Source organism: Puia sp. P3 (assembly GCF_050632245.1).
In the GTDB taxonomy this organism is placed as follows: Bacteria; Bacteroidota; Bacteroidia; order Chitinophagales; family Chitinophagaceae; genus Puia.
In genome coordinates this window covers 2981304-2996012 of record NZ_CP192583.1, presented here as the reverse complement: position 1 = coordinate 2996012, position 14709 = coordinate 2981304, and the positions used below count along the sequence as shown (strand labels likewise).

At 57.8% G+C, this 14709-nt stretch carries 16 protein-coding genes and 4 pseudogenes; 12 read left to right on the top strand and 8 right to left on the bottom strand.

The window, feature by feature from the left end; genetic code table 11:
- Window positions 1-18: 18 nt before the first annotated feature.
- The 8 genes and pseudogenes from ACQ86N_RS18105 to ACQ86N_RS18070 form a co-directional block, all read right to left on the bottom strand.
- Window positions 19-546, bottom strand: a complete 528-nt coding sequence (locus tag ACQ86N_RS18105) for a TlpA family protein disulfide reductase (RefSeq protein WP_431216364.1) — start codon at window positions 544-546, stop codon at window positions 19-21.
- Window positions 543-1412, bottom strand: coding sequence for a thioredoxin family protein (locus ACQ86N_RS18100; RefSeq protein ID WP_431217465.1), 870 nt, complete (start codon window positions 1410-1412; stop codon window positions 543-545). The genes ACQ86N_RS18105 and ACQ86N_RS18100 overlap by 4 nt, the downstream gene beginning before the upstream one ends.
- A pseudogene (locus tag ACQ86N_RS18095) lies at window positions 1369-2706 on the bottom strand (glycoside hydrolase family 9 protein); the annotation flags it as partial. The gene ACQ86N_RS18100 and the pseudogene ACQ86N_RS18095, both read right to left, overlap by 44 nt.
- Window positions 2646-2915 (bottom strand): annotated as a pseudogene (locus tag ACQ86N_RS18090) (cellulase N-terminal Ig-like domain-containing protein); the annotation flags it as partial. The pseudogenes ACQ86N_RS18090 and ACQ86N_RS18095, both read right to left, overlap by 61 nt.
- An 88-nt stretch (window positions 2916-3003) precedes the next feature.
- Window positions 3004-3771, bottom strand: a complete 768-nt coding sequence (locus ACQ86N_RS18085) for a SusD/RagB family nutrient-binding outer membrane lipoprotein (protein WP_431217464.1) — start codon at window positions 3769-3771, stop codon at window positions 3004-3006.
- Window positions 3717-4598: a SusD/RagB family nutrient-binding outer membrane lipoprotein gene (locus tag ACQ86N_RS18080; RefSeq protein WP_431216363.1), complete on the bottom strand. Its 882-nt coding sequence runs from the start codon at window positions 4596-4598 to the stop codon at window positions 3717-3719. The genes ACQ86N_RS18085 and ACQ86N_RS18080 overlap by 55 nt, the downstream gene beginning before the upstream one ends.
- A 12-nt stretch (window positions 4599-4610) precedes the next feature.
- Window positions 4611-6404, bottom strand: a pseudogene (locus ACQ86N_RS18075) (TonB-dependent receptor domain-containing protein); the annotation flags it as partial.
- On the bottom strand, window positions 6341-7675 hold the full coding sequence (locus ACQ86N_RS18070) for a TonB-dependent receptor plug domain-containing protein (RefSeq protein WP_431217463.1): 1335 nt from the start codon (window positions 7673-7675) through the stop codon (window positions 6341-6343). The pseudogene ACQ86N_RS18075 and the gene ACQ86N_RS18070, both read right to left, overlap by 64 nt.
- Window positions 7676-7945: 270 nt before the next feature.
- Between ACQ86N_RS18070 and ACQ86N_RS18065 the strand changes: the two genes are divergently transcribed.
- The 12 genes and pseudogenes from ACQ86N_RS18065 to ACQ86N_RS18010 all read left to right on the top strand — a co-directional run bounded on the left by ACQ86N_RS18065 (window position 7946) and on the right by ACQ86N_RS18010 (window position 14677).
- Complete coding sequence (locus ACQ86N_RS18065; RefSeq protein WP_431216362.1) at window positions 7946-8179, top strand: hypothetical protein; 234 nt, start codon at window positions 7946-7948, stop codon at window positions 8177-8179.
- Window positions 8179-8304: a hypothetical protein gene (locus ACQ86N_RS18060; protein WP_431216361.1), complete on the top strand. Its 126-nt coding sequence runs from the start codon at window positions 8179-8181 to the stop codon at window positions 8302-8304. The genes ACQ86N_RS18065 and ACQ86N_RS18060 overlap by 1 nt, the downstream gene beginning before the upstream one ends.
- Entirely contained in the window at window positions 8297-8770 is a 474-nt protein-coding gene (locus ACQ86N_RS18055; RefSeq protein WP_431216360.1) for a PTS sugar transporter subunit IIB, read from the top strand. Before ACQ86N_RS18060 ends, ACQ86N_RS18055 begins: the two co-directional genes overlap by 8 nt.
- Complete coding sequence (locus ACQ86N_RS18050) at window positions 8752-8964, top strand: PTS sugar transporter subunit IIC (protein ID WP_431216359.1); 213 nt, start codon at window positions 8752-8754, stop codon at window positions 8962-8964. The genes ACQ86N_RS18055 and ACQ86N_RS18050 overlap by 19 nt, the downstream gene beginning before the upstream one ends.
- A 7-nt stretch (window positions 8965-8971) precedes the next feature.
- Entirely contained in the window at window positions 8972-9394 is a 423-nt protein-coding gene (locus tag ACQ86N_RS18045) for a PTS sugar transporter subunit IIC (RefSeq protein WP_431216358.1), read from the top strand.
- Entirely contained in the window at window positions 9379-10287 is a 909-nt protein-coding gene (locus ACQ86N_RS18040; protein ID WP_431216357.1) for a PTS system mannose/fructose/sorbose family transporter subunit IID, read from the top strand. The genes ACQ86N_RS18045 and ACQ86N_RS18040 overlap by 16 nt, the downstream gene beginning before the upstream one ends.
- A gap of 24 nt (window positions 10288-10311) precedes the next feature.
- Window positions 10312-11956, top strand: a pseudogene (gene ptsP / locus ACQ86N_RS18035) (phosphoenolpyruvate--protein phosphotransferase).
- Window positions 11953-12198, top strand: a complete 246-nt coding sequence (locus tag ACQ86N_RS18030) for an HPr family phosphocarrier protein (protein ID WP_431216356.1) — start codon at window positions 11953-11955, stop codon at window positions 12196-12198. Before ptsP ends, ACQ86N_RS18030 begins: the two are co-directional and overlap by 4 nt.
- A gap of 47 nt (window positions 12199-12245) precedes the next feature.
- Window positions 12246-13022 (top strand): 6-phosphogluconolactonase, encoded by a 777-nt coding sequence (locus ACQ86N_RS18025; RefSeq protein WP_431216355.1) that lies wholly within the window; start codon window positions 12246-12248, stop codon window positions 13020-13022.
- Window positions 13022-14005, top strand: coding sequence for a cellulase N-terminal Ig-like domain-containing protein (locus ACQ86N_RS18020; protein WP_431216354.1), 984 nt, complete (start codon window positions 13022-13024; stop codon window positions 14003-14005). Before ACQ86N_RS18025 ends, ACQ86N_RS18020 begins: the two co-directional genes overlap by 1 nt.
- On the top strand, window positions 13939-14298 hold the full coding sequence (locus tag ACQ86N_RS18015) for a hypothetical protein (protein WP_431216353.1): 360 nt from the start codon (window positions 13939-13941) through the stop codon (window positions 14296-14298). Before ACQ86N_RS18020 ends, ACQ86N_RS18015 begins: the two co-directional genes overlap by 67 nt.
- Window positions 14291-14677 (top strand): hypothetical protein, encoded by a 387-nt coding sequence (locus ACQ86N_RS18010; protein ID WP_431216352.1) that lies wholly within the window; start codon window positions 14291-14293, stop codon window positions 14675-14677. Before ACQ86N_RS18015 ends, ACQ86N_RS18010 begins: the two co-directional genes overlap by 8 nt.
- Window positions 14678-14709: the final 32 nt, after the last annotated feature.

The window sequence follows — 14709 nt, the reverse complement described above, 5'->3', positions numbered from 1 at the left end:
GGAGGCTGAGGGCGCCTGCTATTTATAGATCCTGCCCATATAGGGGTCGTCGAAAATGATCTTCTTCAGCTGTTCGGGGTCGATCGCTCCCTGCCGGGCATAGACGATCTTTCCGCCGGGTTCTACGAGAAGGCTGTAGGGCAGCGCGCCCTGCCATTTTGGATCGATGGTTTCGATGAGCCTGTATTTGTCTTCACCGGTAAAGATATAGTTGGGAGAAGAGGCCTGTTTCTTTTCGAGGAAGGCGAGGGCCTTTTTGCGGGCCTTTGATTCGTCCATGCTGATACTTACCAGTTGGAAGCCGCGATCGCGGTACATGCGATGGAGGGTGACGAGTTCGGAGAATTCCCTGACGCAGGGGTCGCACCAGGTGGCCCAAAGATTGATCAACCGCAGTTTGCTGGTAGGGTTCTTCAGAAGTTTTGCAATCCCGGAATACCCGATCGTGTCAAGGCTGACCGGTTCGGCTGCCCATTTTATCTCCGCCTTTTCTGTCCAGTTGTTCTTTTCCGCCCATTTAATAGAACAGCCAAAGGTCTTTGTCACGGCAACGGGTATTGGCTCGTTGCCAAGAATGGCGTCGATGGCGTTGCGGGCATCTTGTGTATGGGGCGTTTTTTCGGGTCTTCCGCATCGTCGATTCGGCCGTTGTAGCGCAATTTTCTGTCCTTGTCGAAAATAAAGATATGGGGTGTCGAAACGGGGCCGTATTGCCGGGACGCTGTCTCTGTGTCTCCGTCATAGAGATAGGGAAAATTGTAGCCGGCGTTCTTTGCGCGGATCTTCATTTCGTCGAAAGAGTCGCCGAGGTCGCTGTAGCCCAGTTCGTCGAGGCGAAGTGAAGAGGGGTGGTTGGGGTTGATGGCTACGAAACTGACGCCTCTGGCGGCATAGTCTTTTGTGAGTTGGATCATCCTGTTCTCGTATGCCTGGGAAGTGGGGCAGTGATTGCAAATGAACATGACCACCAGGATCTTTGCCTGGTTGAAATTTGCGAGGGTGTAGGTTTTTCCGTCGATGCCGGGCAGGCTGAAGTCCGGGGCGGCTGCGCCGATGGACAGGGTCGGGTGGTCGTCGGAATGCGCCTCGTCGGTGGGAGCAGCGGGCTGCCCTGCCGCTACGGCCAGCAGGTACCACGCGGTATGCGGCAGCCACTGTTCGGCCCAGCGCCAGTCGTAGTCTTTGTGCGTGGAAGCATAGGAGAGATTGAAGTCGATATCGTGTTCGTCGTCGAGGCCGGAGGTGATGCCGTTGACGATGCCGCCGGGTGCATTCGTATATTCGAAGGTTCCGAAAAAACCATAGCACTGGGTTGTTGAAGCCGGTACCCTGGAGCATGCTGGCGTCGTAAGGGTTGAGCCCGAGGATCCAGTTGAGCTGATCGAGGCCGAAACGCCGGAGGGAGTCGGCAAAAGCCCTGTCGTTCGCAAAGAGCGGCGCGGCCAGCCGGGCTGCTGCCGCCATCGAAGCCAGACGGGCGTCTTCGCCCTGCCACCAGGGTGAGGCTTCGCTGCCATGCGGGAAGAAAAAGGTGGTGCGGCGCTGGCCGAGTGTGTCCTGCACCAACTGCCGGCTATAGCCGAAGGGGTTGGCTACTTCGTGCGTGATCTTCAGCTCGTATCGCAGAGAACGCCGGAGGGCCGATTTTATGGCTGCCTGCGTCGGCCGGTCCGCGTAGGGATAAAAATAGGTCAGGCTGACGACGGGCAGTCCCGCGTCGGAAGGATGGAAGAAGGGGCGATCTTTATCGTCGGCGCGCCAGTATCCATCATACCCATTCCAGGAAGAAAAACGGGCGAGAAGACTGTTCGCCCGTCTCCGCGCAGCCTGTTGGTAGATCGGGTTGCGGGTAGCCTTGAACAGTTCGGTAGCGGCGCTGAGGGCGCAATAGTCGTCGACGATATTTTCTTTTCCGTCATTGGTCATTTTTGGGTTCTCTTTTTCGAGGAAGGCAAACGCGTCTTCCGCGGCGCTGAGATAGTCGGCTGACGTATAGTCTCCGGAGATGCCGGAGGTATATGCCAGTGCGAGTGCGGCGATGGCCATTCCGCCACCTGAGCGATAGCTGGTCTGGTAGCTGCGCGAGTCGTTGAGGGTGCGGTCGCCGCCGAATGACTGGTCGCTGGATTGTTTGATCCGGTAGCTGGCCTGTTCGGGGCCGACGACCCGGTCCTTCGGGAGTTTGCCCGGGCCGGGTGCGGATACGGATCGGAAGAAGGAACTATTTTTTACGTGTACACGGCAGAGGTAGTCGGCGCCGTATATCGCCTCGTCGGTGATGCGCCGCATGATCTGGCGGAAGTCGGTGCCTGGGCGTGCGGCCAGGAGTTCTTTTGTTTTGAGCAGACTGTATTCGACCATCGGGATCTGCTGCGGATTGAAATACGAGGAAAAGGAAAGATGGGAGAGGTGTTTGCCGTAGTCGCCGGTGGCGTCGTACCAGCCGCCGTGGAGGTCGACAGCTCCGGTGGTGTCGGGTGTGAGGGGTTTCGCAGATGGTGATCGGCCTGGTCGATGAGGCCGGCGGATCGCTGGCCTTTGAAATAGTAGACGATGTCCGAAAGCGTGGCCTTTTCGAGGGTGTTCTTGCCGATGATGAAGGGATGGGAATTTATCGGGCCGGAGGGAACGCTGATCCGCAGCCGGTAGGCGCCGGCTGCGGTGTATGCGCTGAAGTCGATGGTCCAGAACTGCCAGTGTTTCCATTTGTCGACGGGGCCGATGTAGACGGGGACGCCGCTGTATACGGTCTTGCCTGTGCTGTCATCGATGAGCTGGAATGCAGCGATGGGAAGCCGGGAAGAGGCTTCGATCACGGCGCGTTTCGACTGCGAAGACTCGTATCCCACCTGATTCGTTAGGATACGGACCCGACCGGCCGCCGGGGTCCGGGAGTCAGACTGGGCACGCAGCATGACGGGCAGCAGGAATGTTAGCAGGGCGACAAGACGGAAGCAAGACATAGTGCTGGTATTAGTCCTCATCAAGTTAACCAATATTGGCTTAGAAATTTCCTTTGTTCACGTCCCACCAGAGCCGGGTGCCGCCGTTGTCGGGGCCGCCGAGCAGCTGGATGCCGGCTTTCTCGGCATCGGGGTTGAGGGTCGCCTCGCTCTGGGGATAGGGGATACGGCGGATCTGGATCTTCGTATCGATCGTTCCGCCGCTGTTGTTGGTCACCAGCGGGAACAGGCGGGGGTAGCCGGTGCGGCGAAATTCGGTCCAGGCTTCCTGTCCTTCGGGGAACATGGCCAGCCATTTTTGCGTGATGATCTTTTCGAGCAACACTTCATTGGAGGCGGCGGGATCCCACTGGATGGTGACGGTGGACAGCGCGGGGCTGCTGTTGGCGCTCTGCAGGTAGTCGACGAAGGCCGCGGGCTTGCTCGTGGCGTCGCTGACGTAACCGGGCGTGGGTACTCCGTTCTGCAGCAGGGAAGTGTTGATGCCGGTCTCATAGTCCGTACGGGCGTCGCCTGCACCGGACCAGCCCCGCAGGGCGGCTTCGGCTTTCAGGAACCATACCTCGGCGGCCGTCATGAGCATTTCGGGAGCGGAGATCGTGAAGGTAGACGTCGTATTGTAGAGCGCGAAGCCGGAATAGAATGGTTTTGGGGGAATATTGCTGCCGATGCGTATGCCGGTGTATTCCGTCGTATGGCCGGGGTCGGTATTGGGTGTGAAATAGACGGGCAGCCGCGGATCGTTGTAGCCCGTCATATAGGACGTGATGGATGCGTTCGCATAGTTGTCGCCGTAGCTGGCGGTGATCTGGTAGTAGTCGTTGCCGTTGGCCTGGCTGGCCAGTACGGCTGCGTCGTCCGATGGCGTGGCCAGCAGCCCACCTGGGGCGGCAAGGGCTTTTTCCCCTGGGCTTTGGCGGTGGCCGGGTCGACCTTGGAGAGGTGCATGGCCAGGCGAAGCCTGAGGGAGTTGGCAAATTTCAGCCATTTGGTATAGTCGCCGGCGAAGACGGCGTCGAAGTTGGCCAGTGGGGTGGCCCCGGGGTTGGCTGTGATAAAGGCCTGCAGGTTGGCGGCGGCAGTATCCAGCTGTGTAAACATTTGCTGATAGATAGACTGCTGGCTGTCGTAGGGTACACTGACGAGCGAAGTACCCACTTTGCTGTATGGTACGGGTCCGAATTTATCGGTGACCCGGTCGATGGCCTCGACCTCGACGATCAGCGCGATGGCCCAGTAGTCGGGGTTGGAGGTCTGTACGCCGGAGAGGGCGATCTTATTCTTAATGGGGCCGATGAGATTGGTGTAGATGCTGTTGAAGGCCTCGGTATTCCAGCCGTCGATAAAGGTGTAGTTGGCGTTGTCGAGGGCGAGGCCGAAGGTCTGGTCGGGCATGGAATAGCCGGCGTAGATATCGGCGTTGAGGTTTTGGCCGATCTGGTAGCCGTCATCCGTCATATACATCATCTCCTGTTCGAGGGGCATGAAGAGGGTACGGACTTGCAGGTCTTTGTTGGGGATACCGGTTGGATCGGTGTTAAAGCTGTCGAATTTTTTTGTACAGGCGGTGAATCCTGCTGTGGCCAGGGTCAGGAAGGCAAACAGGTTTCGGATGGATATATATCGGTTGTTCATGATTGACATTTTTTAAAAAATGAGGTTTAGCTTCAGGCCGATGCTGCGCTGGGCCGGAACGTTGAAAACGTCGACGCCGCCCAGGCCGTTGCCGGTGGAAGAAGTGAGCTCGGGGTCATAGGGGGCCGTACGATGGAAATAGAACAGATTCCTGCCGACCAGGGACAGGCTAAGGTGTTTGACGGCCTTGGTTTTGAGTGGCAGGCTGTAGCCCAGGGCGGCCTCGCGAAGCCGGACGACCGTGGCGCTGTAGACGTATTCACCAAGCGTAGCGTTGCGTCCGCCGATGAAGCGGTACCAGTTGTATGGGCTGATCTGAGTGACGGATTTGCCGTTCTCGTCGACGCCGTTGATGGCTACGGATCCTTTGTCCCTGGCCTGGCCGCTGACTTTCGAGACACCATAATAATCCAGCATGCCCTGCATGACCGAGACGACCTGGCCGCCGAACTTTCCGTCGACGAGGAAGTTCACGTAGAAATTCCTGTACTGGATGCTGTTGTTCCAGCCCAGCTGGAATTTTGGATTGGGGTTGCCGACATTGGTGTAGCCATTGAGATCGCCGTCGCCTTTTACGGGATAGTAGTTGCCGCTGCCGTCGGGAGTGAGCACCAGTCTGCCCTGTGCATCTTTTTGAAGCGTCTGGACATAGATGTCGCCGAACTGTCCGCCTTTGGCGACATAGGTATCGTAGTTGTTGTTGCCGGGTGTGAGGTCGACCAGCTGAACGCCGTCTTTGGAATCGATGTCGATGACCTTGTTGACGTTCTTCGACGCGTTGATGGCCGTGTTCCAGGTAAGGTCTTTCCGGTTGATCAGGTTGTAGCCGAGGGTGAACTCGATACCCCTGTTCTGGATATTGCCGGCGTTGATGTTCCCGGACGAATAGCCGGAAGCGGGCAGGGGCACGATAGAAATATCCTGGTTGCGGGTATTGGTCTTGTACCAGGTGAAGCTGGCGTTCAGATTGTCATTAAAGAGTCGCAGGTCGATGCCGGCCTCATACGCGCGGGTTTGTTCGGGTTTGAGGCTGGAGGGGGCGGTGCCGTTGAGAATGGTCGAGCTGCCCGAGGTGGTATTCACCGGTGCGGTCTGGTATTGTCCAACGGTGTTGCCTACTTGTGAGAACGAGGCGCGTACCTTGGCATAGGTGATGAAGTCCGGGAGCTGTGTCATTTGGCTGATGAGAAGCGACAGACCGGCGTAAGGATAGAAAAAGTGATTGTCGGCGGTAAAGGCCAGGTTGGAAGACCAGTCGTTCCTGCCGGACAGGGTTAGAAAGGCATAGTTTCTCCAGGCAATGTTCAGGTTGCCAAAGACGGACTGGATCTGGCTATGGTAGGGTTTGTCGGTCGAGACATTGCTACCGTAGGCGCCGCTGGTGCCATTGGTGATGGGTGGGGCGACTTCGATGTTCTGGATGGTCCAGACATTGGGAAAGAACAGGCCGTAGCCCTGCTGGGGGCCGGGGCCGAAAGCGATGCCGCTGGTGATATTGTCTGAGATGCTGCCGCCTGCCACGCCGTCGATCTTCAGGTCTTTCGAGACGGGAATAATAAAATTGCCGAGGACATCGCCGTACTGCTGTTGCAGGGTATGCTGAAAACCGTTCCAACTGCCGTTACCGCTGGCTGAGGCTTGTGGGGGAAGCGTACCGGCCCAGTATTTCTGATCGCCGTCGTCGTAGGTGCGGTCGACATTGCCGCGCAGCTGGAGGTTGAACCAGGGCGCGAATTCATATTTCAGTGCGACGTTGAGGAGGATGCGGTTTCGGGAGTTCTCGTTGGTGTTGCGATGGATGACCCACCATGGGTTCTGCTGGACGTCTTCCCGGAATGGCCAGTTCTCCGTGGTGGCGCCGTTGCCGCCGGGGGCGGGGGAAGTTCGAACTCGTTCTTGTAGGGGAGTATGTCTTTTCCGCGGGGGAAAAAATAGAGGCCGGTCAGCGGATTGGAGTACATCCCGATGCCGGGGCTGTTCTCAAGCTTCTGAGTGATGTAATTGATATTACCGTCTACGGTCAGGCGGTCGTCGAGGAATTTGGCCGTTTCGTGGAAGTTAAAATTATTCCGGTGGAGGTCGTTGGTCGGTTCGACCCCGCGGGCGATCGTGCTGGTGTAGGAGAAATAGGTCTGCGCCTGGTCGGTACCTCCGGAAAGGCTGACAGAGTTGGTGAGGTTGCTGCCGGTGCGAAAAAACTCTTTGAGATTGTCGTGTGCGCCGGAGATCTTTGCGCCCCAGCTGTCGACGGCGGTGGGGTTTGTCTGCCCGTAATTGTTCTGAAATTCCGGCGTATAGGCATTTTTGTCGATGGTCGCGGACGAGCTGACGTAGATGGTGGTCTTGCCGGCCCTGCCTTTTTTGGTGGTGATGACGATGACCCCGTTGGCGGCCTGGCTGCCGTACAGGGCGGCGGCTGAAGCGCCTTTAAGGACCGTCATGCTTTCGATGTCTTCGGGGTTGAGATTGGAAATGCCGTCACCGCCTTCGGGGTTGCCGCCGTAGGTATTGTCCCCCGGCTGGCCGAAGGGGTTACCGCTGTTGGACATCGGCACGCCATCGATGACATAGAGGGGTTGGTTATTGCCGCCGGTGGACCGGCTGCCACGGAGGATCACTTTTGACGATCCGCCGACGCCGGAGGCGCTGGGCGAGATGGTGACGCCGGCGATCTTGCCGTTGAGGGAGTTCATCAGATTGTCGGTCTTGGCCGTCAGGAGCTCGTTGCCGCCGATCTGTTGGGTCGAATAGGTGAGCGAGCGTTCCGAGCGTTTGATGCCGAGGGCGGTAACGACGACCTCATTAAGGCTTTTGTTGGTGGCGGCGAGTTCGATGGCCAGATCGGCGGTGCCGGAGAGGGCGATCTCTTTTGATGTATGGCCGACATAAGAGAAGATAAGGGTCTCGCCTGGGCGGGCGTCGATGGAGAAGCGGCCGGCGGCATCGGTGCGGACGGCATTGGCGCTTCCCTTAATAGTGACCGTTACGCCGGCCAGCGGCTGTCCGTTGTCATCGCGGACTATGCCCTTAATGGGGGCGGCATCTGCCCGGGCGGTGGCTACGCGGGGGGCAGCCATCAGCAGGACCGGGACTATGAACAGGGTCAACAGCAGTTGTCTCATTATGGAAATTTTTGGTTAGGATGATAAATCTAGTGGACGACTGTTGTGAACAAAACTTACCGGACCCTACTTCCTCACTACAGAAAAAAAAGGATGTTTCGGGAGGGGCAGTAGTGGTAATGTAGGGGTTGAAAAATAGCATATGAATCGGCTTTGACGGATAATTGCAGGTATGACCAAAAAGCGAAAATTCCTGATTGTCAGTCACGGCGCCCTTGCCGGGGAATGCGCTCGTCCGTCGAGCTGATCGCGGGGAGCGCCGACGGGTTGCAGGTGCTGGAGGCCTATGTGGACGGCAGCGAGCCTGTCGAAGCGGGGCTCACCAGGCTGTTTGAAGAGGAAGGGGTGGAATGGGTAGTCTTTACGGACCTGCTGGGGGGAAGCATAACCAACCAGGTAGTAAGGGCGGGCAGGGATAAGCCGGTATATATAGTGGCGGGGTGCAACTTGCCCTGGTGATGGAGGTGATGCTGGCGGATGCCGGGGCGCCGGTGGAAGAGGTGTTGGTACAGGCGGTCGGGATGGCGCGGGAGCAGCTGGTCTATGTCAATGCATTACTTACTCAATCCGATAACGATGCTTAAACTGATCCGGATCGACGACCGGCTATTACACGGACAGGTGGCGTTCACCTGGACTCCCGCTCTGAATATAGGCTGCATCGTGGTAGCCAATGACAGGTCCGCGACCGATGAATTTCTAAAGATGACCCTGGGACTGGCGAAGCCGGCGGGTGTCAAACTCGTCATAAAGACCATCCGGGAGGCGATCGCCTTTCTGAACGACCCGCGTAACCAGGGGCAGTCGATGCTGGTGCTGATCGATTCGGTAAAGGATGCGCATGCCCTGGCGGCGGAGGTGGCGGAGGTCCGGTCGATCAATTTTGGCGGCATCCGGTCGAAGCCGGGTGCAAGGCCCGTCTCGAAAGCGATTGCCCTGACGGAAGAGGACGTCGTCCTGATCCGGGAACTGTTGAATAAGGATATCGAACTCGAAGTGCGGCAGGTGCCGACGGATAAGAAAAATGCTTTATGCTGGCCTATCTTTTAATAACGCTGATCATTTTTTTCGGCCATTCTGAAGACCTGCTGGGGACGACGCTGCTCAGCAGGCCGCTGGTATTGGGCCCGCTGGTCGGCTGGGCGCTGGGTGATCTGCACCAGGGCGTGGTCATCGGCGCGTCGCTGGAGCTGATCTTTATGGGCAATATCAAGGTAGGGGCGGCGATCCCCCGGACGTGGTGACGGGGGTGTGCTGGGGACGGCGTTTGCCATTCTTTCGGGAAAGGGGGTTGGGATCGCGCTGGCCCTGGCCGTACCCATATCGATACTGGCGGAGATGCTGCTGAGCTCGTTGTTCGTCGTTCGGAGCGGGTTCAACAAGTTGTTTCAGCGCTATGCCGCGGAAGGGGATTATCGTAGGGTCGCGGCGTTGCATATTTTTTCGGGTTTTCTAAAGCCGGTGGCGATGGCGTTGGTTGGGTTTTTGTCGCTGCGGCTGGGTGCAGGGGTGATGAAGGATCTGCTTGACCATATTCCTGCGTGGGTGAATACGGGTTTGCAGGTGGCGGGCAATCTGCTGCCGGCGTTGGGGTTTGCGTTGCTGATGAATCTGCTGCTGCGAAAGGCGGTGGCGCCGTATTTTTTCTTGGGTTTCTTTTGGCGGCTTATCTGAAGCTGCCGGTGATAGCGATAGGAGGGTTGGGGGTAATTATTGCCGTGCTGGTAACGCAGCGGGGCGCGAGGGAGACGGAGGAAGAGGTTGCCGAGGCTCCGGTGGTGGCGGGTCGTGTGCCGAAGGGGGTGCTGCGGTGGATGTTTCTGCGGTCGATGCTGCTGGAAGCGAACTTTAATTTCGAGACCTGGCAGAATACGGGGTTTGCCTTTGCGATGCTGCCGGTTCTGAAGAGGCTGTATCCGGGAAAAGAAGATATGGCGGCGGCGCTCGAACGGCATCTGCAGTTGTTCAATACCAGCACCTATGGGTGTACGCTGATACTGGGGCTGACGACGGCGATGGAGGAGCAGAATAGTCAGGACCCTGATTTTAATGCGGACTCGATCAATTCGGTGAAGTTGGGTCTGATGGGGCCGCTGGCGGGAGTTTTCGATTCGCTGTTCTGGGGTACGCTGAAGGTGATCGCGGCGGGTGTGGGGACGTCGCTGGCGCTGAAAGGGAATGTTTCAGGAGTAGTCTTGTTTATCCTGCTGTTCAACGTGCCGCATTTGCTGCTGCGCTATCAGCTGACGTTTATAGGGTACAGAACCGGGACGAAGTTCTTACAGCGTCTGTCGCAGTCGAATGTCATGGACAGGTTGACACAGGGCGCGGCGATCCTCGGGTTGATGGTGGTGGGGGCGATGCCGGCGACGCTGATGAGCGTGCACACGCCGCTGCGGTTTGGCGATGCAGCGGGTGTCGGTTTACAGGGGATACTGGATCAGATAGTCCCGGCCGCGGTCCCGCTGGGACTGACATTTCTGGTGTATTATTTTGTGAAGAAGGGTGTGAAGACCACCTGGTTATTATTGGGTTTGCTGGCCCTGGATTTGCAGGGAGTTTGCTGAACTGGCTGGCTTAAATTATTTCTTATGCAAGGTATCGGAGTTTCACCGGGTATTTCTATAGGCAGGGCGTTTGTGCTGCGTCGTCGCAAGGAAGTGGCGACCGGGACGGTATTGGCGGATGAGGCCGCGGTGCAGCGGGAGGTGGACAGGTATCGGGAGGCGGTGCAGGTATCCGTCGGCGAGATCCGGCAGCTTTTTTCGGTGGCTTCCGAAGAGGAGAGGAGCATCCTGGAGGTTCAGCAGGAGTTGTTGCAGGATCCCCAGATGGAGAGCGATGTGCTGGAGAGGGTAAGGAGGGAAAAGATGACGGCCCGGGACGCCGTACTGGTGGTGACCGAACTGGCGGTTCAGGTATTTACGGAGATGGACGACGAATACTTAAGGGCGCGTGGAGCGGACGTGCAGGATGCGGGCAACCGGATAGTAAGAAATCTGTCGGAGGGTGGTAGTGCCCGTGACGCTGGTGTGATGGGGGAGGAGATGATCGTGATCGCGCAGGATCTTTCGCCCTCCGATACGATCGGTATGGATCGTGGCAAGGTGGCGGGGTTCGCCACGCAGGCCGGGGGAAGGACCTCTCATACGGCCATCATCGCAAGGCTGCGCGGTCTTCCGGCTGTCGTGGGTTGCGGAGCGGTGCTGGAAGGGATTGCCGACGGTGACCTGGTGATACTGGACGGCGGCGAGGGGCTGGTGCTGGTCAACCCGGGAAATGCGGTGGTTGAAGATTATCGAATTAAAAGGGAGCGGTTTATCGAAGAGGTTAGACAGCTGGAAGCGCTGGACGACCAGCCTGCTGTGACGAAGGACGGAATAAGGATCGAGTTATTTGCGAATATCGGTACTCTGGAGGACATGGAGCAGGCGTTGGCGCTGGGAGCGGAAGGCGTGGGGCTGTTGCGGACGGAAATGCTTTTTATGGAGCGGGAAAGTTTTCCTACAGAGGAAGAGCAGTTCAATTTTTATAAGGCGATCATGCTGCGAGCGGAAGGAAGGGAGGTAACGATACGTACGGTAGATATCGGCGGGGATAAGCCTCTTCCTTATCTGGGGCTGCCGAAGGAAGAGAATCCATTCCTCGGGTATCGGGGGATACGGCTATGTCTTGACCGGAAAGAATTTTTCTTACGCAGCTGAGGGCGATACTGAGGGCCAGCGCGTTTGGGAACTGCCGGATCCTGCTGCCGATGATCAGTAGCGTGAACGAGGTTCGGGAGGCGAAATCCATTCTGCAGGAGGCGAAGGAGCATCTGAATGGTTATGGAGTGGCTTTTGATGCCGACGTTCCGTTGGGGATCATGATCGAGACGCCTTCGCTGCGCTGACGGCCGATCTGCTGGCGAAGGAGGCCGATTTTTTCAGCATCGGGACGAATGATCTTTGTCAGTATGTGCTGGCCGTGGACAGGATGAACGAGCGGCTGAAGCAGCTGTATGATCCATTCCATCCGGCGGTGTTGCGGCTGATCCGGTATGTGATCGAACAGGGGCAGTTGCGTGATATCCCGGTCGGGATGTGCGGAGAGATGGCGGGTGATCCGGAGGCGGTGCAGGTGCTACTGGGAATGGGGCTGCGGGAGTTCTCGATGGCGGCGACGGCGATACCGGTGATAAAAGATATCCTGCTGCAGAGCAGTGAGGAAGAAGCAAGAAAAAATCTTCGGCTATGATCATAAAGGACTATACGATTGCTGCTCCCGAGGGCATGCATGCGAGGCCGGCCACGGCGCTGGTCAGGTTGGCGAGGCAGTTTCAGTCGACTATATCGATGAAAAAGGGGGCAAAGGAAGTAAAGATGAACAGTCTGCTGAATGTGCTGTCGATGGGTGTAAAGGGTGGAGAGGTGGTTACGGTGTCGCTGGACGGGACGGACGAGGCGGGTTGCGGCGGAGGCGTTCGATCAATTTTTTAAAGCGGGATTAAAAGACTGGTAGGCCCGCAGGGCCCAATGATAAACTTATGAAAATAACGATTACGAAAGACGAAAAGGAATTCGACCGGGTGGCGGCATGGCGTATCATCGGGCAGCTGCTGAAGAAGCCGGATTCGGTGATCGGGCTCTCCACCGGGCAGACGACGATCGGGATGCACCGGGTGGTGTCGGAGATACACGCCAGTTATCCTTTTGACGTGTCGCGGATTAGTTGGTTCAACGTGGACGAGCTGACGAATCTGCCGCGTTCGTATGCGGGCAGCTGTTATACGATGATCTATACGCAGCTGGTGGGTCCGCTGGGAGTGGCAGAAGAGAATTTTATTATGCCGCCGACACTATCCGACGATTTCGGCGCGGAGGCGCTGTTGTTCGAGCGGCGTCTGGCGGAGCGTGGCGGTGCCGATCTTCAGATGCTGGGCATCGGTCTCAACGGTCATATCGGAATCAATCAGCCTGGAACGCCTTTCGAGAGCGATACATGGGTATCGCCAATGGACCCCGACTTCGAGGCGAGGGTACGCAGGGAGACAAAGGTGCCGGATGATCTGGTGCTGGGCGGACTTACGCGGGGTATTAAGAATATCATGCAGACGAGGAAGATCGTGCTGGTAGCCAAGGGTGCGCATAAGGCGGAGATCATCGAAAGAGCTATACTGGGGCCGGTGACGACGGAGATCCCCGCGTCGGCGGTGCAGCGCATCCCGACTGTGAAGTGCTGCTGGATGCGGAAGCAGCCGCGAGGATCGCAGACAAGGCGAGGGAAAGGGGATTTGAATGGTAGTTGGCTTAAATTTAGTTAATGAAAGCATTGTTTTTTGTTTGTGTTTCGGTCCTGGCTTCGGTGTTTGGGATGGCGCAGGGGGTGGCAATCCATATCAACCAGGTCGTTTATCCGGCGGCTCTTCCAAAAGTCGCGGTTGTGAGTGCGGGGGGTGTTCTGGAGAAGCGGGGATTTAGTCTTGTCGATGCGGGTTCCGGAGCGGTTGTTTATAGCGGTGAGCTCAGCGGGGCGCAGCGTGTTCCGGAGTGGGGTGACAGTGTCTATTACCCCGCTGATTTTTCGGTGTTGCGGCGGGCTGGAACGTACCGGCTGGTTTTGGCCGGGGGTGTTGTCTCGGAGAAATTCGAGATTGGCGGGGGCGACTGGGCCCGTCCCTTGATCGGGGCTATCCTTCACTACTACAACCGGCAGCGGGCGAATACGCCGGTGGAGCTGGAGGCGGACAGCAGGCTGTTGTTGTATGGCAGCGACCGTCGTGTCGATCTTCGCGGCGGATGGTGCGATGCCTCGGGCGATGTCAGCAAGTATTTCTCGCATCTGGCCTACGCCAATTTTATGTCACCCCAGCAGATCCCGCTGGTGACCTGGTCGCTGGTCAATACGGGAGAGGCGCTGCATCGTCAGCTGTTGCGGTGGGGGTTGGCCGACTCGCTGGAGAGGGAGGCGTTGTGGGGCGCGGACTATCTGGTGCGTTCGTTGTCGGCGGAAGGATATTTCTATATGACCGTATTTAGCTATTTCAAAAAGACCCGGCGGCGCGGCGGGTGGTCGGGCTGCGGGCAAACAGCGTCACGACGGACGAATATGCCTGTGCGTTCCGCGAGGGTGGGGGCATGGCCGTTGCAGCGCTTGCGCGGATCTCCCGCTGGAAGAAGAACGGCGTGTTTACGTCGAAGCAGTATCTCGATGCCGCGCGCAGGGCTTATGCGCATCTCGTGGTCAATAATACCCGGTATGACGACGACGGGAAGGAGAATATCATCGACGACTATTGTGCGCTGATGGGGGCGACGGAACTGTGGATAGCAACGGACAGCGTTTATTATCGTGACCAGGCGCGTTCGCGGGCGGCGAATCTTGCCGCGCGGCTAACGCCTGCGGGGTATTTCCGGGCGGACGATGGACGGCGGCCTTTCTGGCATGCATCCGATGCGGGGTTACCGGTGGTGGCGTTATGCAGGTATTTGGACAAGGAGAGTGATGCGGGGCGTCGGGCGGGTGTGCTGGCAACGATTCGTTCTGCGCTGAACTATCATCTCCGGGTTACGGGGGAGGTGGCGAACCCGTTTGGTTGATGCGCGCCAGAGTTTTGTCTTCCGGGATTCGGTTCGGAGCGGATTTTTTATTCCGCATGAGAATGAGACCGGCTGGTGGTGGCAGGGCGAGAACGCCAGGCTGGCTTCGCTGGCGACGGCGGAGCTTTCGGGGGCGCGGCTTGTTTTCAGGGGGGACAGTGTTGATGGCGCGGCCTCTTTTGCGTCGCGGCAGATGGCGTGGATGCTGGGGGCTAATCCTTATGACGTCTGTTTCCTTTATGGTTTTGGTCGGCGGAATGTTCCATATATGAGCTCGAATTACGGGCATGGTTCGCAGCGGGGCGGGATATCCAATGCGCATCACCGGTGGGAAGGACCACGGGGATGGGGCAGGGATCGACTATCGCGTGAGCGATAATGGGAATGAGTGGAGGTGGACGGAGCAGCGGC